Raw genomic sequence first — 26,844 nt, forward strand, 5'->3', positions numbered from 1 at the left:
TCAAAACCGGAGCAATCGCTCGTCGTGATAGCCGCGAAGCGTAATCGGCCCGATGCCGATAAACGAGAGCATCCCGACATCAGGGTACAGGTAGGTGCCGGATACACGGACGGTGCAGACCTGTGCCGTGGTCGAACGATATTTGGTAATGCCGGATTGTACGGCGTCGTAGCAGGTCGTGCTGGTCACCGTCACATTCGACGCCTGCCAATTGGCGATTCGCGGAACATCCGTCTGTGTTGCCGTCGGCTTGCCGAACACTGCTATGTTGGCCGCGATCGCGGCGCAGTCGATCGCGGCAAGCCCGGCGTCGGTATACATCTGGCTGTTGCAGCGCGCTGCATAGCGAGCCCCGTCCGAAAGCCCGGCCTCCATCAACAACTTGTCATGGATCAGATTGCCGAATTCGAACACGCCGGCCGACAAGATCAGCATCAGCGGCGTGATCAGCGTCATCTCGACGAGCACCGCGCCGCGGTGGTCGCGCCGAAATCGGTCGAGATGGCGGAGCAGCGTTTTCAGCATGGCCATCACCGGTAAAGCTGCGCTTCATCGCGGAGGAAGTTATCGAGCGTTCCCCGTCCGCCTTTGCCTGTGATATCGATCAGTTCGACGTAGATATCCTTGCTATCTTTGATAGGCTCGGTGATGAAGAAGCTCCCAAAGGCGCGCACGGGGATATTGTTGGCGCGACCGTTGAATCCGCTTATCGCGTTGCAGTCTATGATGGCCCCGAAGAGGATGCGCCGGTCCACCGTCGTGACGGGTGTCTGGCCGCAGGACGGATTACCGGTTTCTCCGCTTATCGCTGCATCCCCAGCGATGCTGTCGTTGGTCGCGGGGTTCCCGTCGGGGTTAAGCTCGTAGCGATACATTTCGTAGCGGGTGGCACCTACCAGCGATGAAGGCAAAGCGCCGCGTGTCGGATGATTGACAGTCCAATAGCGGCTGGCATTCCAATCGCCGGCGCCCATACGACCGCCCATCAGGCTGCATGTGCCGGTGATCTGGCAGGAGTCCCGTTCAAGCCCCACACCCTTTGTTGGATCGGTCTCAAAGTCAGTTTGGCCGTTGTTGCAGTTGATGTTTTTGAGCCCCATGCGGACATTGGCCGCTGGACCGGTGGACGTTCCAATGTAACTTTTGCTGATACCGAAGCGGGCATTCAGCCCGTCTTGCACGGGGCCGGTGCTCTGTCCCGGTTCGGTGTCAACGCCATCTTGAGCATAGCAGCCCACCGGCTTCACGCGGGCGAGCGACGCTTCCAAGGCGTTCGCGCCGTTGCCCTCCGGCGAAGCAAGAAAGGCGAAGTTACCAGGTTGGTAGTAGCCATTATCTCGCAGAAGGATCTGGCGACGGCGATACTGCTGCGAGTTTGCCGCCTGTTCAAGCGTTACGCCGCCTGTGAGGCTCGTATCCTCGTACGGATTACACATAAAGACCGGGGTATAGTCGCAGACGCTTGACTTGAAGCCGGCCACTGCCACCGCGCCAACATTGAAGGAATTGCTCGCGGAGTTGCCTGTCAAGAACGATGCCGGGAAGATCGCGGCAAAACCGACTGGGGTCACCGTCACCTCGACAAAGCGGGCATTTTTCGCATCGGTCACCTCATCGGTGATTACATTCGCAGCGACGATCGGCAGATTGTCGGTGGCCGGCAGGGATCGGAGATATCGTCGCGTCACGCCGGCAGCTGCTAGATCCAGGGGACTTGGCGTGGTCGTGAAATTGTACTGGTTGCGAACCAGTGTCGCCAGTGCGTAATCACCTCGCGTGATTGCGTCGGACGTGCCGTCGAGTTCTGCAGCTGTTGCGAGAGCGAATGCGTCCGCCCCCTTCTGCAAATCATTGTGCAAATTGTTGACCCGGCTCATGTCGATCACCAACAGGGAAAAGCCGATGATGGCCGGCAGCATGACGCTGACGAGTATCAGCGCTATTCCCCTTTGATCGTGCCAGAACGCGCGAATGGTTCGCAGCATGGCTTTACTCTTTGCTCCCCTGACGCCAGGTTTCCTCGTCGTGCCTGGCGCACTGAAACCGCATCCTTCTGTTCATTCCCCCGTGTTGGTTGCCGGCGTGCCGACATTGACCGTGATGGCCGGCGGAGGCGGCGGTGGGGGCGGAAATTTGTAGTTGTTTGCGATAGCGGCGGCACGCACGCCGTCACCTTCGATCCTCGTGTTCTTGGAGGCCGGATTGAGTGGATCGACGGTCTGCAGCAGCGAATTGAACTTCTGCGTGTCGCCGGCGGCCAGCGTCACCGAATCGTAGTGGTTCAGGTAATCCGCGGCGCAGCCCGAGGGCGCGCCGGCGCACAGAATAAGGATCAAGGCGCTATTTCTTGACATAGAGCATCTTGTCCTTCGATTTGAAGTCCAGCATGTGGCCATAAGGGCCGGTCACGCCATCGCCCGTTTCATATTGTCGGATCATGTCTTTGTTCACCTCGAGCTGACCGAGCACGAAGAATTCCGGATCGTTGGCCGGCCTCGTCTTGTCGAACGGCGTGGCCAGCTGTTCGCCGGGCTTCACCGGCCGCACGAGGTGCGGCGTGACGATGACGACCAGCTCGGTCTCTTCCTTCTGGTTGCTCGAATTGCGGAAAAGCGTCCCGATAACCGGCACCTGGCCGAGCCACGGCACCTGGTTCTGTAGCTTGGTGGTCTTGCTGGACAGAAGTCCGCCTACCGCGAAGCTCTGGCCGTCGCGCAACTCCACAACGGTCGATAGTTTTCGGTTGGTAAAGATCGGGTCGCCGGCGGTGGTGAAGCCGGTCAGATCGCTGACTTCCGGTGCCAGCCTCATATGAATCTTGTCGTCTTCAAGCACAACAGGTGTGAACTTTAGATTCACGCCGAATTGCTTAAAGTCGATCTGAATCTGGCCATCCTTGTCGAGGCTGCGGATGGGAACCTCACCGCCGGCATTGAAGCTGGCTTCCTCACCGGAAAGCGTGGTGAGATTGGGATTCGCGAGCGTGCGTACCACGCCCTTGGCCTCGAGCGCCTCAATGTACAAGTCGACTTTGATGTTGCTGTCGATGACGCGTGTGAGCAACGCTCCAAAGGGCGTCGAGTTGGACAGGAGGTTGCTGAGAAAACCTCCGGCGCCAAGCACCACGTCATCTTTGTCGACGGCGGTGATGCCGGTTCCGACTTTGGTCGTGCCGTCGCTGTTGTTGCCCTTGATCGACACGCCGAGATCGCGACCGGCGTTGCGCTTGGCCTCCAGCACCCGCACTTCGAGATTGACCTGCTGGCTGTCGTCGACAGTGACGGAATTGATGATGTCGTCGGGACCATATTGCTTTGCCACCTCCAGGATGGCCGCCAGAGTGGCGCCGTCCTTGACGTGGCCGCCAAGCCTGACCCTCCCATTGACCGACCCGACTTCGATGCGCGACCTTGGCGCCACCTGGCGGATCGCCTGCGCCATGTCGCTGACGTCGACGCCGACCTCGATCTGAAGGGCGCCGAGCGAACGCTTGTCGGTGGAGAACAGATTGACCGTGGTGGTGCCGGCGCCCTTGCCGATGACATAGAGCGTGCGGTCGGTCATCGGCTGGGCATCGGCGATCTTCTCATCGCCGACGACGATATCGCCCAGATTGGCGCTCACCTGGATCGTTACCGATTGCGATGCCGGCAGGAAAATACGGTGCACGCGAGGGGTCGACACGTCGATGAAGCGGTCGGCCGCAAGGGCCGCCAGGCTAGACAGAAGCAGCGCGGCCAGACAGGGCAACGCGGCCGCCGCCATCCTTAACCAAGACCCTTGCATCCCCGTATCCCCCATCGCTGCCGGTGGCAGCCCCGTTCCGTTTCGCCGCTCTTGGCTATTGTTGTCGCGGCACGTCGTAAGTCTCGAGCTTCACACCTCGGAAAACACCGACCGTCGCTCGCGTTGGTTGCTCCGGTTCTACATACTTGACCACTTCCTTGACGACCTGCTGCGGCGCGGGTGCCGCCACGATGACCGGAGCCGGCTTGACCTTGCTCAACTGGTCGATCTGGCTTCCAACCCGGTCCACCGCCCGGGCCAAACCGGCGATCTTGTCGTCCGCGCGCTGGCGCTCCGCTGCGGCCGCGGCGTCGGCTGCCGCCTGCTTGGCGAGGTCGGCTTGCCTCTTGGCGACATCGTCCGGCGTCTCGCCGGTCAAATCGGACAGCGTGACTCGTTCGGTCATCTCGCCCTTGCTCGCCGCTGCCTGGCGAAGCGCCAGTGACAATTGGCCGGCGCCTGCGGCCAAGGTCAGCTTCTGCGCATCCTTGGTGCTGACCTCGAGCGTCACCGACTTCACAACTGTCGGGCTGTCCTTGCTCTCGTCGGCGACCTGGTCGACGGCGAGCACCTTCATGCTCTGAAGCAGCACGTCGACAAAACTCTGATCCCCGCCTTCGGCATTGCGAACGGTGCGCGTCAAAAGCACGTCAACCCGATCGCCGGGATAGACAAATCCGGCAACGCCGAGCACGTCATTGACCCTGATGGAAACGGCTTTCATGCCTTCGCCGAGCACCGCCGAAAGCGTAGCGCGCTGGCCGGGGCCAGTAATTTTGGTGGCAAGGACAGGTTCGTTGACGCCGATCGACTGCAACGCCTGCTTGGTGCCGCCGCCGGCCGGGAGGTCTTTGGTAAGAAGGTCTTGTGTCGTCTTGTACGCGCCGGCCGGAACCGCACCCGACGGCCATTCGACCTCGCGCAACTTGTCGGCCGACAGGATGTCGCCGAACTTCAGCGCCACCGCGGCCACGACGACCGTGTCGCGCTGGACGTCGTCCGTACGTGCTATGGCGCTCCGCTGCCCGGCCAGCCAAATATTAGCAAGCACCACCGCGAGCACGCCGAACACGCCGGCGAGAACGATCATGATGACAGTGTTGGCGCGCATTTGCCCCCCAGATTGCTAGGCAAATCGACGTCGGGGAAAGCCCCGGCGTCGACAAACTAGGTGTCGGCGATCAAGGCAGCGTCGATGCCAAGGATGACCACCTGCCGCTGACCCAGCCGCCTACCGTAATGACGGATGCGATCACGGCGATAGTGATGATCCCGAGCAGGATCGTATATTCGACCATAGCAGCGCCGTTCTCGTCGTCGCGGAACTGCCGGGCCATCGTCGTTAGCTTCTTCACGCCAATCTCTCCCTTTGGAGTTGAACCCAGCGAGGCGAGCCAAGGTTGAAATCCATACCCAAGCATCCCCCGCCGTCTTCCAGTCGAATGCCTTACCAATCATCGACGCCGAGGATGCCCGGCGTCGATGAGAAAGATGCCGGTTATGCAGCCGGCAAGGTCGATGCTAAGGATGACCACCTGCCGCTGACCCAGCCGCCGACAGTAATGACGGATGCGATCACCGCGATAGTGATGATCCCGAGCAGGATCGTATATTCGACCATAGCAGCGCCGTTTTCGTCGTCGCGGAACTGCCGGGTCATCGTCATGAGCTTCTTCATGCCAATTTCTCCCCTTGGAGTTTTGAACCCGACGAGACAGAGCCAAGGATGAACCCCATACCCAAGCATCCCCCGTCATCTCAATCCTAGGTCGCGCCAAAAAGCAGAGTCAAACGGATTAACAGATCCTTAACCTTCCAATACCTGATCGGAAGGCATTTAAATTTAAACAAGAGCTTGATTCCACTAATTTTTCAAGCGTCTTAACCATTCGTTAACATTTGTGCGGCTGAGCTCATTAAGCGCCACCTAATTTAGGCAGATAGCATATCCTTTTATATCTAAGGGTTTATAGCCAATTGTGGAGAACGTTCCTCGTCTCGGCACCCACAAGGGGCACCGGTCCCGTAAGCTTAATGCTTCAGTCATGTATGGGAGTGCGAACGCAGGAAATAAAAACGAGATTTTTCGGGCGAACTCTTTAACTATGTTGAAAGTATCGGACGGACGTGGTGCCTTTGGCGCTTGTGCGCCGCTTGGTTAACGTTTAGTTTCCGCTGATATGGGCTAAAGGGGCATAAGGGGCTATGCTGGGTCGGTTTATCAAGGGACCAAGCGAGCAGCAGGCCGCGACAAGGGTCGAGCCGCAGACTGTGCTCCCTGCTGCTCCGGCCCTTTCGCCGGCCGCTGATATTGAATCGCACGGCGACGATTTTCTGACACTCAAGGTCGAACTTCACCGGCACCTCATTGATCGGTTCAATCTGACCGCTCTTGAAAATGCCACCAAGGACGAGATCCTGAATGAGATCCGCCCGATCGTGCGCGAGTTCGTTCGAAATCGAACCGTGCCCCTGAACGCGCGCGAGCTCGATCAGCTGACCAGCGACACCGCCGACGAGATGCTGGGGCTTGGTCCGATCGAGCCACTGCTCAAGGATGACTCGATTTCCGACATTCTGATCAACACGCACAATCGCGTTTTCGTAGAACGGCGCGGTGTGATCGAGGAGACGGCAATTCGATTCCGCGACGAGGCACACCTGCTGCGCGTCATCAACAAGATCGTCTCGGCGATCGGTCGCCGCGTTGATGAATCGGCGCCCATGGTCGACGCTCGACTAGCAGACGGCTCGCGCGTCAACATCGCGGTGCGTCCGATTTCCGTGGATGGTCCGCTAGTGTCGATCCGCAAGTTTTCGAAACATCCCTACTCGCTCGAGCGCTTGATGGCCTTCAATTCGATCCGCCAGCCGATGGTCGATTTGCTCCGGATCGCTGTGCAGGCGCGCAAATCGATCCTGGTTTCAGGCGGCACCGGCAGCGGCAAGACGACCTTGCTCAACGCTTTGTCCAGCTACATTCCGTCCAAGGAGCGCTTGGTGACGATCGAGGATGCGGCGGAGCTGCAATTGCAGCAGCCGCATGTCGGCCGTCTCGAAACGCGCCCGCCCAATGTCGAAGGCAAGGGCGAGGTGCGTCAGCGCGAATTGCTGAAGAATGCGCTTCGCATGCGGCCAGACCGCATCATCGTCGGCGAGGTTCGCGGCGAGGAAGCTTTCGACATGCTGCAGGCCATGAACACCGGCCATGAGGGTTCGATGACCACCATCCATGCCAACACGCCGCGCGACGCGATCTCGCGGCTGGAGCAGATGGTCGGCATGGCGGGCATGCCGATGACCAATGATTCCATCCGCGCGCAGATCGCTTCCGCCATAAACATCATCGTCCAGACGCAGCGCCTTTCGGACGGTGGGCGGCGAGTCGTTTCCATATCCGAACTGACAGGCATGGAAGGCAATGTGGTCCAGCTTCAGGAACTTTACCACTTCGTGCGGCGTGAAGTGACGGCGGACGGCCAGATCGTCGGAGAATTTCGCGCCACCGGCATTCGTCCACGCTTTGCCCAGGAAGCCGCGACGCTTGGCTTTCTGTTCGGCAAGGACGCATTCAATCCGCAGGTCCCGCTCTGATGCCGACTGGCCAGACTTTGCTTTACTTCATCTATGTGCTGGCGGCGGCGTCGGCTATCCTTGCGATCGAGGCTCTCTTTGTCACCTATTCCAAACGCCGCTCGCGGGTCAGCGCGATAAATCGTCGGCTGAAAAGGCTGGCTGATGAAGCTCCTGCAGAACAGACTCTGCAAGGATTGCTGCGCGAGCGTGGGCTTACCAATTCTGGCGATTTTCTTTTCAGCATGGTCGGGCTGAACAGACTGTACACCCAATCTGGCATTACCGGGAATCCGCTGTCGTTTGTTGCGATGTTCTTTCTTGCGGGATTGGCGCTGGCGCTGGTGTTTGCGTTTCTGCTGCATTTTTCCGCTATATTCGCGCTATTCGTCTTTTTGTTGATCGCCTCTATCCTGCCGCTTCTGGTTCTTCGCCGCGCCCGAGCTAAACGTATCCAGAAATTCGCCAAGCAGCTGCCGGACGCACTCGACATGATCGTTCGGTCGTTGCGTGCCGGTCATCCGACTTCTGTGGCGATCGGGCTCGTCGCCCGGGAAATGCCCGATCCGCTGGGCACCGAATTCGGTATCGTCTCCGACGAAATTACTTTTGGTCTCAGCCTCGAAAACGCGGTACGAAAACTCTCCCAACGCGTTGGTTTCGAAGGCCTTCAACTGCTGTCGGTGTCGCTGTCGATTCAAACAAAGACGGGCGGTAATCTGACCGAAATTCTGTCCAACCTTTCAGCGGTGCTGCGTGAAAGGCAAAAGCTCAGGCTGAAGATAAAGGCACTTTCCGCCGAGGGTCGAATGTCCGGATGGATCATTTCCCTGTTTCCGCTGTTCATGCTGGTTATCCTCATGACCATCACTCCAAGCTACTATGGCGATATATGGAACGACCCACTGGTCATGCCTGTGTTTACGGTCTTCGGGGTATGGGCTCTGCTTGGCGACTTCATCATGTATCGCATGGTCAATTTCGATTTCTGACTGGGAGCGAACCATAAATCTCTTTTCGAATACTCACGATGTGAGCCTCCTGATCTCCATTGCCGTTTTCCTGGCAGCGGTGGCCATTTTTCTGTTGGCTGCACTCATATTCCTGCCGGCGCTGCAGACGCGGAAGCTGGTTGCGCAAACCTTGATGGCAGAGGGCACTCCGAACCGCCGCTCGCTTGTTGGGCAGGAGGAGTTGGCAAGAATCTCTGCGCAGCAACCTGTCCAAGCATATTTTCGATCAATCGAGAAGGAACGCGACGAACCCAGTGCCCTGGACGCGAAACTCTTTCGCGCAGGCTTCTATCAGCCAAGCGCGCCGCTGATCTACACAGTATCGCGTCTGGCGGCGGTCTGTGTCGGCTTTGCTGTGACCTACGGACTCCTCTCGCGCATCTTGCCACCACAATTGCCCGGTCTTTTCGTCTTTGGAGGCTCAGCCTTGCTTGGCTTGGCATGCATTGTCATTCCAAGCATAGCGCTCGATCGCTTCGAAAACGGGCAAAAGCAGATCTATCGGCGTGGCTTTCCCGATTTCATGGACATGATGATCACCTGTGCCGACGCCGGCATGAGCCTGGAGGCGGCGGTCGAGCGTGTTGGCGCCGAACTGGCCGGCACACATAAATGGCTAGGCATCCAGCTTTCGATCATGAATCTGCAATTGCGCGCCGGCAAGCCGCTGCGGGAAGCTTTGCGCGAACTCGCCGATCGAATCGGGCTCGAGGAGGCGCGCGCTTTGGCCGTGCTGTTCCGGCAATCAGAGGAACTTGGGACGAGTCTGACGGACGCCCTGCGCGTGTATAGCGACGAAATGCGGGGACAAAGAATCTTTCGTGCCGAAGAGCGTGCCAACACTCTTCCGGTCAAGATGATGATCCCATTGGGGCTTTGCATCTTTCCAGTCGTGATGATGGTGGTCATGCTGCCCGTGATAATCCGCATGAAAGGCATTTTCTTCTGAACAGTCATATGCTTTGGTTCTAAAATAGGTCCGGGGACTTTGGGGAGACAAGATGAGAAGGCCAATGCGCCTCGCAGCCGCTGCCAGTTTGCTGGCCGTGCTGCTTGCCGGCTGCCAGACCGGGGCTGACAACACCGATGGGATCGTTCGCACCAACGAACCATCGAAAGGCGACGTGACGGCCTTTGGCGATGCTTTTGATGGTCTGAAGACGGTCGGCGATGTCGAATACTATGCCTCCGACCAAGCGGTGGCCGAAGCCACGAACCAGTTCCGTGCGGAAAACTATGGCAATGCCGGCGCGCTGTTCTACAAGGCGACGCAACTGGCTCCCAATGATGGTGGCGCCTGGATGGGCCTGGCCGCCTGCAGCGACCGCATCCACCGCTTCGATCTCGCAGATCGGGCTTACGCCCGGGCCTTCAAGCTGGTTGGCGCGTCGCCCGAATATTACAACAATGTCGGCTACTCTTACCTGCTGCGCGGCAGGCTGCAGGATGCACGCGCGAACTTCCTCAAGGCCTACGAACTGGCGCCCAACGATCCGACCGTGGTCAACAATCTGAAGCTTCTGTCATCCAGTGTGCAGAACGTCGAGCGTCAGTAGTCATGCTGCTTGCCGCATCGCTGCTGCTGAAGGTATTTGCTGTCCCTTTGCTCGCAAGGATAGCCTGGCTCGACTTCACCACCCAAAAAATATCCAACCGTGATGTGCTTCTGCTGCTGTGCCTCGGGTTGGGATCACTGCAGGCTGTATCAATTCTGGTCGGATCATGGTGGGACATGGGCCTGAGCGCGATTGCAGGCATCGTGCTGTTTCTTGCGCTCTTCCCGTTCTGGGCTCTGCGCAAGGTCGGTGCCGGCGATGTCAAGCTGATGGCAGTAATGCCATTCCTGACCGGCGGAAGCAGTCTGGCGGTGTTTTCCCTGCTGCTGCTGGTTTTTGCTCTTACCACGGCGCTGATCGTGAAAAATCCCTTCATGCTGCCGGAAGGCGCCTTCCGCCTTTATGTTCAGCATCTGGATCGCAAGGGGGTTGTTCCGTTCGGCGTGCCGATATCGATCGCGGCGATCTGCACGCTGGCGTTTCAGATCTACGCCAGCTTGATGGTTTCTGGCGGGCTATCGATCTGATGGTCGCGGGCCGTTTAGGTCCAAAACGACAACGACATGCGAAGGTGAGTGGGTGGGCTCCGAGGTGCGGAGGGGTTTCACAAACCGAGATCAGGGCTAAACATCAGGCGTCTGCTTGACCGCGCCGATCTCGACATTCCCCCGTTCTTTGGGTTTGGGCATAAACGGATATCCGAACTGGCCGAGGTAGCTTGCCGGGATAGGCTCATCGACTCCGTATTTCTCGGGCATTGCCGAGCCTGGAACGTGAAAAGTACCGAACAGCAGATCGATGATCGATAGTTGACTGGCAAAGTTCTTGTCATAGGCATCGCGATGATCGGCGTGGTGCCAATGATGGAATTGCGGGCTCGCGATCAGCCATTTCAAGGGCCCAAAATTGATCCTGACGTTGGCGTGCAGCAGTAGCGCGTGCCCGGTATAAACAAGGAAATAGATGGCGATCGCCTCTGTCGAAAAGCCAAGAAAGAACACTGGCATGAGGGAGACCGCCTTGGTGATGATCTGATCGACCGGGTGCGCTCTGAACGAGGCCACCCAGTCCAACTCTTCTATACCGTGATGAATCGAGTGAAATCGCCACAGCGCCGGAACCGCATGAAACGCGCGGTGTGCGGCGTACACCCCGAGATCGGCTAATATGATGATTTCGATTACCTGGAGCCATGTGGGCTGGCCGCCGATGGTATCCGATACGCGCTCGGGCACCAGCAATGCGGCCACGCTCATGACAATCGCTGCCATCGAGAAAATGCAAGCTCTTACAAGCGTGCCATTCAAGATTGCGTAGATGGCATCAATAGCGAGACCCTTGCGAAGAATCTTTTGAGGCGGCCGCAGGGTCAGGATTCGCTCCAGCGGGACGAAGATCAGGGCACAAATGAGCAGAGATTTCAGACCAAAGAGGTCCATTGGCCTATCCAAAAGTGGCAGTTATGGGAGGAGTGAACCACTTGCTGACCTATCAGACAAGACGATCGTTTCCGAACAGGTGGAGTAGAAGTTAACTCTTCGGAAACCATTTTCTTGCCGAGGCGCGAATGCAGTGCTTCAATGCTCCCCGAAGCGGGGAACTACAATGCTAACTGAGGATTTCCTTGGCCGAATTGCGATCGTCCTTGTTCTGACGGTCTTGGCGACGTTTGGCGTGATTTCAATTTTCGGCCATTTCAATCAGGACACTTCGGCGAGTTCGCTGGCGGTCATCACTCAGGCGGCCGCGACTGTGTTGTTGCTATTGCAGGTCGTTATGACAGTCAGCCGTCTTCCGGCTAAGGGAACGGCCCGAGGAATTGAGCCAAGGATTACCGCGTTAGTCGGATCTTTCCTTATGTTGGTGGCGATGTTTCTGACCCCGGCACTGGAAAGCGAAGCTGCGCAAATAGCGGCTCTTTGCTCAATATTCATCGGCACCGTCACTTCGATTTTTTGCCTATATTGGCTTGGCCGTTCCTTTTCCATCATGGCCACGGCTCGGCAACTTGTCGCCTCAGGCCCATATTCGCTTGTCCGGCATCCGCTGTACGTCTGTGAAGCAGTATTCGTCCTCGGGATGATCCTCTCACATCTTTCGGTATTGATGGTGATCGTCGGTGCGTTTCAGTTTCTTTTGCAGTATCGACGCGCGAGGAATGAGGAAGCCATCTTGCGGCAAACCTTTCCCGAGTATGATGAATATGCTCGGCGCGTCCCTATGTTCATACCGCGAATTTTTAGGGCAGCTATACCGTCGGTAGACAAGCCATAGCCGGCAGCCGTTTTGTACGCTGGCCATCGGCGGCATTCTGTTCCGGCTCGAAAGCCGCCTGCCACATATTTTCCCAGTCCATCATTGCCGCCACGCCGCATGACGACGATAGCAAAAGCACGTCTCCTCGATAGTGGTCTAACGAAGTAGCGGTCTCCCGCTACCAACGCCCAACGGCCGGTCCGAAAAGGCTGACAACACCGCCTATTTTGCACGCCGGGACCGCCATTTTCCGCTAAAGCCGAATGCACCCCTTCTGCACTGAAGGCCCGATTACGGCCAACGCATGCTGAGGTATCGACTTGTAGGATTCAGAAGTCGTGAAGCGGTGTTCGTTGACGTCACGTCCGGTGACCGCCGAGCGCATCGAGCGAGCGCTCGATCGCGTCGCGGAGATCATGGTGGCGCGAGGGGACCAAGGCGAGGCCTGGCTGCCGTTATATGAACATCTGGAACGTGCTCTGCGAGACCACAAGGCGAGGGAAAAGCGTATGGCGGCTGTGCGCGAGCGCGTCACACGATCGAGGGGTCAAAGGGAAGCACGATCTTCATAAGCTCTTCCTGCCACATCTTCATGTCGCCACCCTCGCCATATTTTGGCCGGTCGATCGTGTGGCCCATAAGCATACGCCGAAGTTCCTCGTCCAGCCTGCCGTTCTTCATACGGTCTTCGAACGAATGGCGCAGCGAATAGACCGTATGATCCTCGGTGGGAAACAATCCGTGGCTCTTGAAGTGCTTGTTAAGCAGGGCTGACAACGATGCCTCGCGGTCCTTGTACCGTGGGAAGCCCTTTGAATATTTCTTGAACACCTCAAGCGCCACGCCGACCAGTGGTATCTTGCGCACTGACGAGGCGGTCTTGATTTCTCGCGGATCGTCAGGGTCGTCGCGCGGTTCGACCGAGATGTGCGGGACATCGTGGTCAAGATTGATGACGCCGGCATGTAAATTCGCAAGCTCGCTCGGTCTCGCGCCTGTCTCCGCAAACGCAAGGACGATACCCCGCGCCTCCTCGTTGAGCGTTGTGAGCGCGCCCGGCGCAAAAATCTTGTCCCGGATCCAGTCGGTCGGGAATGGCGGCCGGCTGCGCTTTGACTTGTCGCTAAATGAGAGATCGGCGAAGGGGTTTTTCTGTTCGGGGAAACCGAGATGCCGGTAGTAGTCGGCGTAGAGGGTTCGCAGGTTCCCCATGTTTCGGTTGCCAGTAGACGCCGAACGGTCTGCCCTCCCTGTCTGGGGCGCGATACGATTCAGCCAGTAGTTATGCACCACTCGTGCGTCGTCGCGCGTGATCTCACCCATCGCCTTGTCGCCGACCAGGCCGATAAACACATCGACGCTCATCTCGCGTTTTGCCTTCCAGCGCTTCTTCTGATCGGGGCTTTTGGTGCGGATTTCGTCGCGGGTGATCTCGTCGAAATAAAGCTCCAGAGCCTCTGATATCTTGTCGTCAGGACGGGCAACGGTGCCGCCGACTGCGTCCACCGATGGTGATGTGGCGGGTGCTCCGATCGTGCTCTCTACTCTGCAGGATCGTGTCGAGCGGCTCGGCGACCAGAATCTCGGCAAGCGGCCGATAAACGAACCCCAACGATTCGGCGCGCTTGATCGCTTGGCGGTATCGGGCGCGCGCCGCCTGTGGATTTTCGCCCAGCATTAGTGACGCCCACAATGCATTGTCGGCTGCCTCGTGAAGATCTCTGGCTGTGCGCGCCTTTATTCGCTCAGTGGTATCGAGGGCACGGCGCACGAACTCACCCCGTTCGTCGAGGTGCCTGACCTCTTGTGGCACCCGGCGTCGGTAATGGAAGTGATCGCCCCTGAGTTGCAGGAGGCGGTCGGGATCATGCTCTTCGCGTCCTCTGCCCGCGTGTTCAACACGGCGTTTGTGTCACGATACGTATCACATTATGTATCACAAACGGCGCGAAAGCGCAACCTAGGCGAACCCTTTCGCCGAAATTTGCCAATGAATTCAAATACTTATTCGGAGGGTCGATGGTACCGTTGGCTGGGATCGAACCAGCGACCTCCGGATCCACAATCCGGCGCTCTAACCATCTGAGCTACAACGGCACGTTCGCCTGAGCCAGATCGTGGTGAAAATTCATTCTCCGAGATCCGCTCTGTCGTTCGGCGATGCGTCCAATACGGTCTATCAGAGACTAATTCAAGGCCTTTGATAAGGCAAAGCCGGTTCTGCCAACAGGCGCCGGTTTTCTTCGGCAAAAGAAAAAGGCCGGCGGGAGGAGGTGCCGGCCTTTTCCTGTTACGAGCCAGCGGGAGGAGGTGCTGGCTGGTCACCCCGGAGAGCAGAGGGAGGAGGTTCCACTCGCCGGGTATTCATTTGGACAACTCTATCGCACACCTATTTGTCTGACGAAATGCGACGTTTTGATGCATCGCAGAGTTGTGCGCAATTATTAGGCGGCCTTGATGTCCTTCAGGGCCTTCTCGAAAGCGGTCTTGACCGGCTTGGAGACGTCTTCGGCAGCCTTCGAAGCAACAGCCTGGAAGTCCTTGGCCTGCTCGACGGTGGTCTCGACGCGCTTGCGCAGGAAGGCGGTCTGCAGTTCGACCACTTCCGACAGCGACTTGGCGCCGATGAGGGCCTCGAGATGCGAGAAGCCGGCTTCGGCATTGGCGCGCAGAGCGGCGATGGTCTTGAGCGACAGGTCGCTGGAAACGGTCTTGGCAGTCTCGAAGGTCGATTCCAGGACTTTCTGGGTCTCTTCGGCGCCGGTCTTCAGCTTGGAGTAGGCTTCCTTCGACTGCTCGACCCCCTTTTCGGCGAAAGCGCGGATCTGGTCGGTTGCCTTGGAAGCGTCGAAGCTCGGGAATTCGACGTTTTCGATGGTCTCAGCGGTCTTGGCCTTGGTCATTTTCCATCCTTTCGGGGTAGCGGCTTTGACAAAAAGCCGTCTCGTTCATGTATGATGGCAATATAGCGGTTTTTTTGTGCGATGCAATATCTTTGTTGCAGTGCACCATAAATTTCTTCCCATGCGTCACCCAAGAGGTTATCCAGGGACATTCCGAGAGCTGTTAACCAAGTGGCCAGAGATTCCACCTGCTTCCCGCCATGGCTTGTGGACCTTCGCCGCGCGGGCTTTTATTAACAAAGCGTTAACTGCAAATTGCCCGCCTTGTAGGTTCGCCAAGAGGGGTTCGCCAAGAGGTTTCACCGAAAGGGTCCGCCAAGCGCATGCCTTCCGAGAACTACTCTTTCCTCGATGTCGCCGTGCTTGATGCGGTTCGCCAGCGCTTCGCCGCCGGCGACGCGATCGCGATTCTGTCGGCCGACCTCGAACAGGTGATCTGGGCCAACGGCCCGGGCGCTGCGGTGTTCGGCTATCCCGATATCGAGGCCATCATCGGCGCCTCGGCTCAGCTGCCGCTGATCGCCAGGCGCCAGATCATGGCGACCGCGGGCTTCCCGCAGATCGGCAGCGACCGCGCCATTACGGTACGGCTGGCGACCGGCATCACCAGCCGCGCCGTCGGCTTCCTGGCCAGTGCGGTGACTATGCCGGACGGCGAAAGCGCCATCATGCTGGTGGTGCCGGCAGCGCAGGCCGGCTCGCGCAGTGCTGCCGACATTGGGACCCGCGCCATCAGCGGCTTTACCGAAGACGGCCATTTCATCGCCTTTGTCGACGCCGCCGGCACTGTCGAGGCGGCTTCGGATGGCTTTGGCGCGCTCGCCATCCGGCCTGAGACGCTGGCCGCGCTTGTCGCCGACGTGGCGAGCCAGGACGACCGCATCGTCAAGCGGCTGGTCCCCGGCGGCGCCACGTCCTATCCGGCCGGCTTCGCGCGCCTGACCGAGTCCAGGCATCTGCTGGTGGTCATCGACGAGGATCAGCTCGGTGAGGAAAATCCTGTCGGCGAGCTGGATGCCGAACCTGCTGCAGCGCAGGTCGACGATGGCCCGGCGCAAGCCGCCGCGGAGAACGCGGTAACGGTGGATGCGGTGGCTGACCACCCCACCGCAAGCGGGAATCAGGGCGCCCCACTCGCGGCCGCGCCTGATGTCGGGGAGACAGGTCCGGCTGCCACCGAGCATGATGCTTCGGCGTCAACCGATACAAAGGCGGACCATCGCGAGCAGACGACCGGCCGCGAGCAGGCGGCGAATGACAGCGCGCCGGCGCAACATGATCATTGGTACTTCCATGCCGGCGAAGAGCCGCAGGCGGGCGAGCCGGACAGCCCGGCGCAGGCCGAGCCGGACTCTGTTTCCCCGGCCGAGAGTGCGCAGTTGGACAGCAGTGCCGCTGCGCCCGCCCTGCCGTCTGACGCAGCCCCACCGGCTGCGCCTCCCGCCAAACGTGAGGTCGACCGCTCGGCGCCGCCGCTGCGCTTCGTCTGGCGCACCGACGCCGACGGCAAGTTCAGCGCGCTGTCGCCGGAATTCGGCGACATTGTCGGCAAAGCCGCCGCCGACGTGATCGGCCGCCGCTTCAAGGACGTCGCGACAACTTTCGGCCTCGACGCCTCGGGCGAGATCGCGGGCCTGCTTGAACGGCGCGACACCTGGTCGGGCCGCTCGGTACTGTGGCCGGTTGCCGGCTCCGACCTGAAGATACCGGTCGATCTGGCAGCACTGCCTGTCTATGGCCGCAGCCGCGCCTTCGAAGGTTTTCGTGGTTTCGGCGTCGCCCGCGCCGGCGATGCGGTGGTCGATCCGGAAGCAATCGGCATGGCGCTGGTCCCCAATGGCGCGCCAGCGGCAGCAGCCGAGCCGGCCCCGGAACAGCCCGTGGCGGAAGCTCCCAAGGCGGCCGATCCGTTCGAGGGCGAAGTGCCGGCACTGACCATCGTGCCGAAGCAGGAACGTCGTTTTGCCGACAAGGTCATCCGGCTGGCCGAGCATCGGCAGCCCGCCAACGACAAGCAGCCGACAAGCGAGAGGGGCCTGTCGACGCTGGAGCGCAGCGCTTTCCGCGAAATCGGCGAGCGGCTGAAGAAGGACAATCCCCCGCCGGAGCAGCCGGAGACTGCCAAGCAGGCCGAACCGGCCAATCCGGATCAGGTAACGCCAGACCAGGCCAAGGCAGATGAGCCCAAGCCGGATCATGTCGAGGCGGACCAGCCTGAAACAGCCGCGCCAGCCCGACAACCCGCCGAGGTCTCGAGTCCGGACGAAGCCGGCCCGGCTGCCGTGGCTGAACCATCGGCAGCCGCACCCGAAAGCGAAACGGCTGAGGCCGAACCGCCGGAAAGCGATGCCGAGGACGAAAAGGACCTGACGCGGCTTGACGGCGAGCAGCCGGACGACGGCCTTGCGGACAGCGAAGCAGGCGAGGCGAAGGCGCCGACAGTGTCGCGCTCCCTGCTCGACTATGCCGATCCCGAACCAGGCTCCGTCACCGAAGACAGTACGGAAGCAACGTCGTCCAACGACGAACTTGCGCCGGCTTCCGAACCGGATGATACGCAAGCCCAAGAGATCGTCGAGGCCGCAGAGCCACAGCCGGTTGTTGCCGAGACGCCGGCCAATGCCGGTGAAGACGACAGCATGACGTCGGCCGACTTCCGCGATGCCGAGGACAATGAGGATTGGGCGCCGTCCGACGAGGCGACCGATTCCGCCGTGGAAGACGGGGACAAGGCCGGCGATGCGGACACAGTGCCGGCAGAACCACAGCGCCTGAAAGTGCCGCCGCTCAAGCTTGAGGGGTTCATGCCTTCGGCATTCTCGGCCGGAGATGAACACAAGGCCCCTGACACGTCGATCCTCGGCAAGCTGCCGGTGCCGCTGCTCATCCATTCGGGCGACGAGCTTCATTACGCCAATGAGGAATTCCTCGGCCTGACCGGCTATGACACGCTTGAGGACCTGAGCGACGCCGGCGGGCTCGACGCGCTGTTTGCCGATCCCTATTCAGAAATGGCCGGCGAAAGCGACCACACACTCAAACTGAAGACGCGCGAGGGCCAGGAATTTCCGATCGAAGCCATTTTGCGTTCGGTGCCGTGGCGCGCCGGCAAGGCGCTGATGCTGGTGGTGCGACGTACCGGCGATAACGAGCCGCCGATGGTTGCGCATCTCGCAGCCGAGGAGCAGACGCAGCCCGATGTCTCCGAACTCAAAGCGCGCATTGCCGAGATGCGCACCATCATCGACACCGCGACCGATGGTGTGGTGTTGATCGGCCGCGACGGCGACATCCGCTCGATCAGCCGGCCGGCCGAGGCGCTGTTCGGCTTCGACAGCGACGACGTCACCGGTAAACCGTTCGCCTCGCTGTTTGCCATCGAAAGCCAGCGCGCGGCGCGCGACTATCTGAACGGCCTGTCCGAGCCCGGCGTGGCGAGTGTGATGAACGATGGCCGCGAGGTGATCGGGCGCGAGGCGCAAGGGCGCTTCATCCCGCTGTTCATGACCATCGGCAGGCTGCCCAATGACAGCGGCTTCTGCGCCGTGGTGCGCGACATCACGCAGTGGAAGCGGGCCGAAGAGGATCTGACCCAGGCGCGCGCGGTGGCCGAGCGCGCCTCCTCGCAGAAGACCGATTTCCTCGCCCGCATCAGCCACGAGATCCGCACGCCGCTCAACGCCATTATCGGCTTTTCCGAGCTGATGGTGGACGAGAAGTTCGGCCCGGTAGCCAATGACCGCTACCGCGACTATCTCAGAGACATCAACCGCTCGGGCAACCATGTGCTCGATCTCGTCAATGACCTCCTCGACATTTCGAAGATCGAGGCCGGCCAGCAGGAAATGGACTACGAGGCGGTGTCGCTCAACGATACGCTGGCCGAGACGGTGGCGATGATGCAGCCGCAGGCCAACCGCGAGCGTGTCATCATCCGCTCCAGCTTCGCCTCGCGACTGCCGGAAGTCGTCGCCGACCTCAGAAGCGTGCGCCAGATCGCGCTCAACATCCTGTCCAATGCCATTCGCTATACGCAAGCCGGCGGACAGGTGATCGTGTCGACCGCCTATGAAACCTCCGGCGACGTTGTCATGCGGGTGCGCGATACCGGCATTGGCATGAGCCATGCCGAGATCGAGCAGGCGCTGAAGCCGTTCAAGCAGATCAATGCGCTGAAGCGCGGGCGTGGCGACGGCACCGGTCTCGGCCTGCCGCTGACCAAGGCGATGGTGGAAGCCAACCGCGCCCGCTTCACCATCACCTCGACGCCGGGCGAAGGGACGCTGGTCGAGGTCGCCTTCCCGTCGACGCGGGTGCTGGCCGAATAGGCCGGCGATTTCCGGGCGAGAATCCCGGACAAAGAAAAGGCGTCCAACAGGACGCCTTAAATGGGATTTGCTGTCACAACGGGGCTTGAGCGAATCTGATCCTCAGGGGACGAGGAACGGGATTTCTCCCTCAAGTTACGTGCGACTATCGACGCCGGGCCTTAACAACTCCTTACCGGCCGTCCAAAAAATTTACGAATGTGTACCACTCATGAAATCTAGGTAAATTCGACCGACATATCTGGTTAACCATCCCGGCCGCGTCACTCAGCCAGCTGCGGCAGGTTCCTGAACAGCTCCAGCGCCTCTGGATTGGCCAACGCTTCCTTGTTCTTGATGGCGCGGCCATGCACCACGTCGCGCACTGCAAGCTCGGTGATCTTGCCCGATTTGGTGCGCGGAATGTCGCTGACGGCGACGATCCTTGCCGGCACGTGGCGCGGGCTGGCGCCGCTGCGGATCTTGGAACGAATGCGCTTTTCCAGATCCTCGTCCAGCGTCACGCCGGCGGCCAGCCGCACGAACAGCACGACGCGGACGTCATTGTCGAAATCCTGACCGATGCACAGCGCCTCAAGGATCTCCGGCATCTGTTCGACCTGATTGTAGATCTCCGCCGTGCCGATGCGCACACCGCCCGGATTGAGCGTCGCGTCAGAACGGCCGTGGATGATCATGCCGCCATGCGCGGTCCATTCGGCGAAGTCGCCGTGGCACCAAACATTGTCGAAGCGCTCGAAATAGGCGGCCTGGTATCTCTTGCCCTCAGGATCGTTCCAGAAGCCGATCGGCATCGACGGGAACGCTTTTGTGCAGACCAGCTCACCCTTTTGCTCGCGGATCGGCTTGCCGTCATCGTCCCATACATCGACGGCAAGGCCGAGGCCGGGACCCTGGATCTCGCCGGTCCAGACCGGTTGCGTCGGTACGCCGAGCACGAAACAGGAGACGATGTCGGTGCCGCCGGAAACCGAGGCGAGATGTACGTCCTTCTTGATGCCGTCATAGACGAAGCGGAAATCCTCCGGCGACAACGGTGAGCCGGTGGAGGAAATAGCCCGCACACTCGACAGATCATGGCTGCGGATCGGCTTGAGCCCGGCCTTGCGTACGGAATCGATGAATTTGGCCGAGGTGCCGAAAAAGGTCATCTTCTCGGCATCTGCGAAGCTGAACAGCACATTGCCGTCGGGGTGGAAGGGCGAGCCGTCATAGAGCAGCAGCGTGGCGCCCGAGGCCAGGCCCGACACCAGCCAGTTCCACATCATCCAGCCGCAGGTGGTGAAGTAGAAGAAGCGGTCGCCTTCGATGAGTCCGGCATGCAGCCGGTGTTCCTTGACGTGCTGGACCAGCGTGCCGCCGGCCGAATGGACGATGCATTTGGGAATGCCGGTGGTACCTGACGAGAACAGGATGTAGAGCGGATGCGCGAACGGCAGCCGCTCGAACGTGACCGCTTTGGCGGTAAAGGGTAACAGCGCCCCTTCGAGCGCCACGGCCTTGTCGATGATCGCTGCGATATCGCGCGACGTACCGAGATAGTCGACGATCAGGACCTTGGCTACTGTTTCGAGCTTCGCTGCAACGGCAGCGATCTTGTCGGCGACCTCGATTGCCTTGCCATTGTACCAATAGCCATCCGGCGCAATGAATATGACCGGCTCGATCTGGCCGAAACGGTCGAGCACGCCCTGCTCGCCGAAATCGGGGGAACAGGACGACCAGACCGCGCCGATGGAGGCGGCCGCCAGCATGGCGGCGACGGTTTCCGGCATGTTGGGCATCATCGCCGCGATGCGGTCGCCCTTTTTCACCTTGAGCGACAGGAAAAGCTGCTGAAAGCGCGAGGTCAGCTGGTGCAGTTCGCTCCACGACAGCCGCCGCTCGATCTTGTCCTCGCCGCGAAAGACGATCGCGTCACCGGAACCGGTCTTCTTCAGCAGGTTCTCGGCGAAGTTCAGCGTCGCTTCGGGAAAGAACGATGCGCCGGGCATCTTGTCGCCATCGACGAGCACCGGCCCATCGGTCCCTTTGTCGCCGACAATGCCGCAAAAGTCCCACAGCAGGCTCCAGAAGCCTTCGCGATCCTCGACCGACCAGCGGTGCAGGTCGGCGTAGGAGGCGAAGGATGTGCCGCTTTTGGCCGCTGCTGCCTTCATGAACGCGGTCAGTGGTGCTGCGTCGATCTGGTCTTGCGTCGGGGTCCAGAGCGGTGCTTCGGCAGCCATGATCGATCCTCCTTGAAGCCCGTCGCGTCGCAAGATAGATTTGCTTTTGTTTTGATGCACGTCGTTGTCCCGGAACCGCTGCACTCTTCCGGGCGACATGCACTAGCCTCAGCTTTACAGGCGCCGCTGTCCCAAAAACGCCGCGCCTCGTAGCAGGCTGAAGCTGCATCGCTTATGCCTACCACCGTGCGGCAGAGCAAGATTTTGTTCCGCTAAAACTCGGCCATATGTTCGCAATTGCCATCGCCGGGCCATAAAGACTTGAAATGCCTCAGCCCTAAGTCGTAGTGACGACTGGAAGGCGTGGTGACAACTGACGGTTACACCCGTCAGGCGATTTTTATCGGAATGAAAGCAACCGGGGCAATATGCCATCACCTTTGATCCGGCGCGGAATATGGGCGATCGGCGTTGCCGTGCTCGTCATCGCGCTGGTCGTCGCCGCTCTGCCGCTGATTGCCTCGACCCGGATCGTGCGCGATCGCATCGCCTGGGAGATGAGCGCGTGGAGCGGATTCAGGGTCACCATCGCCGGTTCGCCGCGCATCGAGGTGTGGCCGAAGTTCCGCGCCATATTGAGCGACGTCACGCTGTCGCAGTGGACCGAGACCGACGCGCCGCCGGTGATCGAGGCCGAACGGGTCGAGGTCGACCTTTCGGCCATGGCGGCGCTGCAGGGCGATGTGGTGTTTTCGACGGCGCGGCTGGTGCGGCCGACGATCCGGGTCCAGCGCGCCGCAAACGGCATATTCCTGCCCGCCATACCAACGGGCGGACGCATCACCCGCTCCATCGACACGGCGCGCAGCGTGGTCAACGCCGATCCGACGAAGCCGGATCTGAGCAAGCTGCCCGCCGATCCGTTCGGCACCGTGGAATTCAGGGACGGCCGTATGGTCGCCTCCGTCGGCGGCAAGGACGTCGAATTGCTGACCAGCCTGTCCGGCCAGGCGAGCTGGGCAGCGATGAACAGCAACGCGACCTTGTCGGCGACCGGAATCTGGCGCGGCGAGAGCGTCACCGTCGATGCCGCCTCGCCCAAGCCGCTGGTGCTGTTTGCCGGCGGCGCCGCACCGGTCACGTTTTCGTTCAAGGCAGCGCCGGCCAGCTTCTCGTTCGACGGCACGGCCAGCATGTCGCAAAACGCCTATTTCGATGGCCAGGCGAAATTCGCCGCGCCCTCGCTGCGGCGCGTGCTGGAATGGTCGCAGGCCGGCATTGCTCCTGGTACGGCGATCGGTTCGGTCTCGATTTCGAGCAAGATCACGGCGACCGCCGGCCGCGTCAAATTCGAAAACACCGCGGTGACGCTCGACAACAACCCGGGAATGGGGGCGCTGGATTTTTCGTTCGGCGACGCCTTGCCGGTGATATCAGGCACACTCGCCTTCGATACGCTCGACCTCAGGTCGCTGTTTTCGGCCTTCACGCCGCTGGCGCCGACCGGCGAGACCGGTCCCGGCGAAATCGACACCAGCTTCGCCGACCGGATCAATCTCGATCTGAGGCTGTCAGCGGCACATGCCTCGGCCGGCGCAATCCAGCTTGCCGACGTCGCCGCCACGGCGCAGGTGAAGAACGGGCTTGCCGTCTTCGATATCTCCGATGCGTCGGCCTTTGGCGGCAACGTGCAAAGCAGCCTGCGTTTCGACCGCAAACCGGAGGGCTCGCAGGTCGAGATCCGGCTGCTCGCCTCCGACATTGACGGCGCCGCTTTCGGCACCGCGGCCGGAATGACGCGGCTGGTGCCGGCCAGCACCGGCACTGTCTCGGTCATTCTCAAAGGGCCGGGCAAATCCTGGGACTCGATCTTCGAGAACGCGGACGGCTCGGTCTCTGCGACGTTCGGGCCTGGCGCGCTGAGCGGGCTCAATTTGCCGGCATTTCTGAAGCACACGGAACAGGGCGGCTTCTTCGCGCTCGACGACGTCTCGGACGGGACACTGCCGATGGACGGCGCCGAGCTCAAGGCCACCATCTCGAAGGGTGTGGCAAGGCTGGACAAGGCCGAGGCCAATTCGGCGAAATACAAGGTCTGGCTGTCCGGCATCGCCTCTTACGGCGGACGCGGGCTGGCGCTGTCGGGCGGTGTCACCCAGGCCGACCCGGCAGCGGCACCGGTCAATGGCCAGCAGGGATCCAACCAGTCGTCATTCTTCGTCGGCGGCACCTGGAGCACGCCGTTCATCTCGCCGATCAGCCGCGGCGTCTCAGGCGAATAGCCGGACCCTTACCGGGACCGCCCTATCCCTCGTTTGACGCAATCAACCGCGCTGCGCGGCCTGTTCGTCGAGCTGGCGCTGCACCTCACGCCGCTTGTTGGCGACCGAAGCGATGATGACGCCTACCGCCACGACGGCGATCAGGATGGTGCAGGCGGCGTTGATTTCCGGCGTCACGCCGAGACGCACCTGGCTGTAGATCTTCATCGGCAGCGTGGTGGCGCCAGGCCCGGAGGTGAAGGAGGCGATGACCAGGTCGTCAAGCGACAGGGTGAAGGCCAGCATCCAGCCGGAGACGATGGCCGGCATGATGACCGGCAGCGTGATCTGAAAGAAGGTCTTTACCGGCGTTGCGCCGAGGTCCAAGGCAGCTTCTTCCAGCGAACGATCGAACGACACCAGGCGCGACTGCACGACGACAGCCACGAAGCACATGGTCAAGGTGATGTGAGCAAGCGTCACGGTCAGGAAGCCACGGTCGAGACCGACGGCAACGAACAGCAGCAACAGCGACAGGCCGGTGATGACTTCCGGCATGACCAGCGGCGCAAACACCATGCCGGAAAACAGGATGCGGCCGCGGAAGCGGGTGTAGCGGGTCAAGGTCAGTGCCGCCAGCGTGCCGAGCACGGTTGCCACAGTGGCGGAGATGAGAGCCACACGCGCGGTCACCCAGGTGGCGTCCATCAGCCCCTGATTGTGGAACAGCGAGGCATACCATTTGGTCGAGAAGCCGCCCCAGACGGTGACCAGCTTCGACTCGTTGAAGGAGAAGATGACGAGCAGCACGATGGGCAGATAGAGGAAGGCAAAGCCCAGCACGACCGAGGTGACGTTGAAGCGGCTCCAGCTGGTGTTCATTTGTCTTGCTCCTGGGCGCGCGCCTGGGCTCGCTGGAATAGCATGATCGGCACGATCAGCAGCAATAGCAGGATCACCGCCACCGACGACGATACCGGCCAGTCGCGGTTGCTGTTGAATTCGTTCCAGAGCGTCTTGCCGATCATCAGCGTCTGCGATCCGCCGAGCAGGTCGGGAATGACGAACTCGCCGACCGCGGGAATGAACACCAACAGGCAGCCGGCAATGACACCGGGCAGCGACAGCGGGAAGGTGATTTTCCAGAAGGCTGATGTCGGCGGGCAGCCGAGATCCTTGGCCGCCTCGATCAGCGAATAATCCATTTTTTCCAGCGAGGAATAGAGCGGCAGCACCATGAATGGCAGGTAGGAATAGACGATGCCGATGAAGATCGCATAGTAGGTGTTGAGAATGATCAAGCGTTCGTCGATGATGCCGGTGGCGAGCAGCAGCTGGTTGAGCAGGCCTTCAGGTTTGAGGATGCCAATCCAGGCGTAGACGCGGATCAGGAACGACGTCCAAAACGGCAGGATCACCAGCATCATCAAGGTCGGGCGGATCGTTGCCGGCGCACGCGCCATGCCATAGGCGATCGGGTAGCCGACGAGCAGCGTAAGGACCGTCGATATCGCGGCGATGATGACGCTGGTCACATAGGCTTTGAAGTAAAGCGCGTCTTGCGCCAGCAAGGTATAATTGTCGAAGTTGAGTTCGCGGAAGCCGGCGAAGAAACCGGACATGCCGTCCCTGAAATCGAGCACGGGCGTGTAGGGAGGCATGGCGATCGCCGTCTGCGACAGCGAGATCTTGAAAACGATGATGAACGGGATGAGGAAGAAGAACAGCAGCCAGAGATAGGGCACGATGATGACGAGCCGGCTGACGAAGCCGGCGCCGAGCCGTGTCAGAAACGGTTTGGCCGCTGTCGATGGGCCGGTGCCGGTGATGGCGATGTTGGACATGCCCGCCCCCTACCGCGTCAGCACGACGCCGGCATCCGGCCGGAAGGAGACCCAGGCGCGGTCGTTCCAGGTCAGCGGGTCCTCGGTGACTCGCGCCGCGTTGAGCGCGCTTGCCCTGATGATCTGGCCGTCATCCAGCCGGATGTGGTAGACGGTCATGTCGCCGAGATAGGCAACGTCGTAGACCTCGCCCTCAAGCGCATTGACGGCGTCGGCCGGTTTCGTCGACGACACCTTGATCTTCTCCGGCCTGATGGCGAAGACGATGTCGGAACCGGCCTTTGTATCGGTGCTGTTTTCGACGACGATCTGGGCCCCTGTCGCGCCGGTAATGCGCGTGGTGTTTGCCGCACGCTCGGCGACCTTGCCTTCGAACATGTTCACATTGCCGACGAAGTGGGCAACGAAGCGTGAGCTCGGCGCCTCATAGACTTCCGCCGGCGTCGCCACCTGCATCACCTCGCCCTTGTCGATGATGGCGATGCGGTCGGCCATGGTCATCGCCTCTTCCTGGTCGTGGGTGACGACGACGAAGGTAAGGCCGAGATTTTGCTGCAGGTCCATCAGCTCGAACTGCGTTTCCTCGCGCAGCTTCTTGTCGAGCGCGCCGAGCGGCTCATCGAGCAGCAAGACTTTTGGCCGCTTGGCAACCGAGCGGGCGAGCGCGACGCGCTGGCGCTGGCCGCCCGACAATTGGTGCGGCTTGCGCTTGGCGAACTGCTCTAGCTTCACCAGCTTCAGCATCTCGGCGACGCGCTTTTCGATATCCGGTCCCGGCATGCCTTCCTGCTTGAGGCCGAAGGCAATGTTCTTTTCCACGCTCATATGCGGGAACAGCGCATAGGACTGGAACATCATGTTGACCGGGCGGCGGTAGGGCGGGATGCCGCGCAAGTCCTGGCCGTCGAGAAGGATACGGCCGGCGGTGGGCTCCTCGAAGCCGGCAAGCATCCGCAGCAACGTCGACTTTCCGCAGCCCGACGCGCCGAGCAGGGCGAAGAACTCGCGCTCGAAAATGGTCAGCGACAGATTGTTGACGGCGGTGAAGTCACCGAACTTCTTGGTGACGTTCTCGAATTGGATATATGGCTTGGCGTTCGGGTCGTTCCATGGCGCGAAATCCCTGCGGATGCTGCCAAGCGATTTCATGTCCCAC

23 protein-coding genes, 1 tRNA gene and 1 pseudogene are annotated in these 26,844 nt (G+C 60.4%); 8 read left to right on the top strand and 17 right to left on the bottom strand.

What is annotated here, in order from left to right; all coding sequences use genetic code 11:
- The 7 genes from X771_RS143665 to X771_RS143640 all read right to left on the bottom strand — a co-directional run bounded on the left by X771_RS143665 (position 1) and on the right by X771_RS143640 (position 5,464).
- On the bottom strand, positions 1-525 hold the full coding sequence (locus X771_RS143665) for a TadE/TadG family type IV pilus assembly protein (RefSeq protein WP_245260226.1): 525 nt from the start codon (positions 523-525) through the stop codon (positions 1-3).
- Between the two features lie 5 nt (positions 526-530).
- On the bottom strand, positions 531-1,985 hold the full coding sequence (locus X771_RS143660; RefSeq protein WP_023689306.1) for a pilus assembly protein TadG-related protein: 1,455 nt from the start codon (positions 1,983-1,985) through the stop codon (positions 531-533).
- 72 nt (positions 1,986-2,057) lie between these two features.
- Positions 2,058-2,336, bottom strand: a complete 279-nt coding sequence (locus X771_RS143655) for a hypothetical protein (protein ID WP_245262707.1) — start codon at positions 2,334-2,336, stop codon at positions 2,058-2,060.
- A gap of 4 nt (positions 2,337-2,340) precedes the next feature.
- Positions 2,341-3,786 carry a type II and III secretion system protein family protein gene (locus X771_RS143650; protein ID WP_023689308.1) on the bottom strand — a complete coding sequence of 482 codons (1,446 nt, stop codon included), beginning with the start codon at positions 3,784-3,786 and terminating at the stop codon, positions 2,341-2,343.
- A 55-nt stretch (positions 3,787-3,841) separates the two neighbouring features.
- Positions 3,842-4,897, bottom strand: a complete 1,056-nt coding sequence (gene cpaB / locus X771_RS143645) for a Flp pilus assembly protein CpaB (protein WP_023689309.1) — start codon at positions 4,895-4,897, stop codon at positions 3,842-3,844.
- A gap of 70 nt (positions 4,898-4,967) precedes the next feature.
- Entirely contained in the window at positions 4,968-5,141 is a 174-nt protein-coding gene (locus X771_RS0134535; protein WP_031202918.1) for a Flp family type IVb pilin, read from the bottom strand.
- Between the two features lie 143 nt (positions 5,142-5,284).
- Positions 5,285-5,464: a Flp family type IVb pilin gene (locus X771_RS143640; RefSeq protein ID WP_023689311.1), complete on the bottom strand. Its 180-nt coding sequence runs from the start codon at positions 5,462-5,464 to the stop codon at positions 5,285-5,287.
- A 527-nt stretch (positions 5,465-5,991) separates the two neighbouring features.
- On the opposite strand from X771_RS143640, the gene X771_RS143635 reads away from it, so the two are divergent.
- The 5 genes from X771_RS143635 to X771_RS143615 are packed head-to-tail and all read left to right on the top strand — an operon-like array spanning position 5,992 to position 10,455.
- Positions 5,992-7,380: a CpaF family protein gene (locus tag X771_RS143635; RefSeq protein ID WP_023689312.1), complete on the top strand. Its 1,389-nt coding sequence runs from the start codon at positions 5,992-5,994 to the stop codon at positions 7,378-7,380.
- The gene (locus X771_RS143630; protein WP_023689313.1) at positions 7,380-8,351 is read left to right on the top strand and encodes a type II secretion system F family protein; all 972 of its coding nucleotides are present in this window, start codon (positions 7,380-7,382) and stop codon (positions 8,349-8,351) included. The genes X771_RS143635 and X771_RS143630 overlap by 1 nt, the downstream gene beginning before the upstream one ends.
- 40 nt (positions 8,352-8,391) lie before the next feature.
- Positions 8,392-9,321, top strand: a complete 930-nt coding sequence (locus X771_RS143625) for a type II secretion system F family protein (protein ID WP_023681000.1) — start codon at positions 8,392-8,394, stop codon at positions 9,319-9,321.
- A gap of 52 nt (positions 9,322-9,373) precedes the next feature.
- A complete protein-coding gene (locus X771_RS143620; protein ID WP_023689314.1) occupies positions 9,374-9,928 on the top strand; it encodes a tetratricopeptide repeat protein in 555 nt (184 codons plus the stop codon).
- A gap of 2 nt (positions 9,929-9,930) precedes the next feature.
- The gene (locus X771_RS143615; protein ID WP_023680998.1) at positions 9,931-10,455 is read left to right on the top strand and encodes a prepilin peptidase; all 525 of its coding nucleotides are present in this window, start codon (positions 9,931-9,933) and stop codon (positions 10,453-10,455) included.
- Positions 10,456-10,551: 96 nt separating this feature from the next.
- Here X771_RS143615 and X771_RS143610 read toward each other — a convergent pair whose 3' ends face one another.
- On the bottom strand, positions 10,552-11,367 hold the full coding sequence (locus X771_RS143610; protein ID WP_023689315.1) for a sterol desaturase family protein: 816 nt from the start codon (positions 11,365-11,367) through the stop codon (positions 10,552-10,554).
- Between the two features lie 166 nt (positions 11,368-11,533).
- Between X771_RS143610 and X771_RS143605 the strand changes: the two genes are divergently transcribed.
- Positions 11,534-12,202 carry an isoprenylcysteine carboxylmethyltransferase family protein gene (locus X771_RS143605; protein ID WP_023689316.1) on the top strand — a complete coding sequence of 223 codons (669 nt, stop codon included), beginning with the start codon at positions 11,534-11,536 and terminating at the stop codon, positions 12,200-12,202.
- Positions 12,203-12,715: 513 nt separating this feature from the next.
- Here X771_RS143605 and X771_RS1000000169305 read toward each other — a convergent pair.
- The 5 genes and pseudogenes from X771_RS1000000169305 to X771_RS143595 form a co-directional block, all read right to left on the bottom strand.
- A complete protein-coding gene (locus X771_RS1000000169305) occupies positions 12,716-13,549 on the bottom strand; it encodes a hypothetical protein (RefSeq protein ID WP_245262709.1) in 834 nt (277 codons plus the stop codon).
- 106 nt (positions 13,550-13,655) lie between these two features.
- On the bottom strand, positions 13,656-13,862 hold the full coding sequence (locus X771_RS1000000169310; RefSeq protein WP_245260229.1) for a hypothetical protein: 207 nt from the start codon (positions 13,860-13,862) through the stop codon (positions 13,656-13,658).
- Positions 13,863-13,922: 60 nt separating this feature from the next.
- Positions 13,923-13,997 (bottom strand): annotated as a pseudogene (locus X771_RS1000000169900) (hypothetical protein); the annotation flags it as partial.
- A gap of 207 nt (positions 13,998-14,204) precedes the next feature.
- Positions 14,205-14,281, bottom strand: a tRNA-His gene (locus tag X771_RS143600).
- Positions 14,282-14,628: 347 nt separating this feature from the next.
- The gene (locus tag X771_RS143595) at positions 14,629-15,087 is read right to left on the bottom strand and encodes a phasin (RefSeq protein ID WP_023669330.1); all 459 of its coding nucleotides are present in this window, start codon (positions 15,085-15,087) and stop codon (positions 14,629-14,631) included.
- Between the two features lie 323 nt (positions 15,088-15,410).
- Here X771_RS143595 and X771_RS143590 point away from each other — a divergent pair, with 323 nt between their 5' ends.
- Positions 15,411-19,415: a PAS domain S-box protein gene (locus tag X771_RS143590; RefSeq protein WP_023689317.1), complete on the top strand. Its 4,005-nt coding sequence runs from the start codon at positions 15,411-15,413 to the stop codon at positions 19,413-19,415.
- A 263-nt stretch (positions 19,416-19,678) separates the two neighbouring features.
- On the opposite strand, the gene X771_RS143585 is transcribed toward X771_RS143590, so the two are convergent.
- Positions 19,679-21,643 carry an acetoacetate--CoA ligase gene (locus tag X771_RS143585; protein WP_023689318.1) on the bottom strand — a complete coding sequence of 655 codons (1,965 nt, stop codon included), beginning with the start codon at positions 21,641-21,643 and terminating at the stop codon, positions 19,679-19,681.
- Between the two features lie 368 nt (positions 21,644-22,011).
- Here X771_RS143585 and X771_RS143580 point away from each other — a divergent pair, with 368 nt between their 5' ends.
- A complete protein-coding gene (locus X771_RS143580; protein ID WP_023689319.1) occupies positions 22,012-23,865 on the top strand; it encodes an AsmA family protein in 1,854 nt (617 codons plus the stop codon).
- Between the two features lie 42 nt (positions 23,866-23,907).
- Here the strand turns inward: X771_RS143580 and X771_RS143575 are convergent, their stop codons facing one another.
- The 3 genes from X771_RS143575 to X771_RS143565 are packed head-to-tail and all read right to left on the bottom strand — an operon-like array spanning position 23,908 to position 26,837.
- On the bottom strand, positions 23,908-24,726 hold the full coding sequence (locus tag X771_RS143575) for an ABC transporter permease subunit (RefSeq protein ID WP_023689320.1): 819 nt from the start codon (positions 24,724-24,726) through the stop codon (positions 23,908-23,910).
- Positions 24,723-25,688 carry an ABC transporter permease subunit gene (locus X771_RS143570; RefSeq protein ID WP_031199416.1) on the bottom strand — a complete coding sequence of 322 codons (966 nt, stop codon included), beginning with the start codon at positions 25,686-25,688 and terminating at the stop codon, positions 24,723-24,725. Before X771_RS143570 ends, X771_RS143575 begins: the two co-directional genes overlap by 4 nt.
- A 9-nt stretch (positions 25,689-25,697) precedes the next feature.
- Positions 25,698-26,837: an ABC transporter ATP-binding protein gene (locus X771_RS143565; RefSeq protein WP_023689322.1), complete on the bottom strand. Its 1,140-nt coding sequence runs from the start codon at positions 26,835-26,837 to the stop codon at positions 25,698-25,700.
- Positions 26,838-26,844: the final 7 nt, after the last annotated feature.

This window comes from Mesorhizobium sp. LSJC269B00 (assembly GCF_000502815.1).
Taxonomy (GTDB): domain Bacteria; phylum Pseudomonadota; class Alphaproteobacteria; order Rhizobiales; family Rhizobiaceae; genus Mesorhizobium.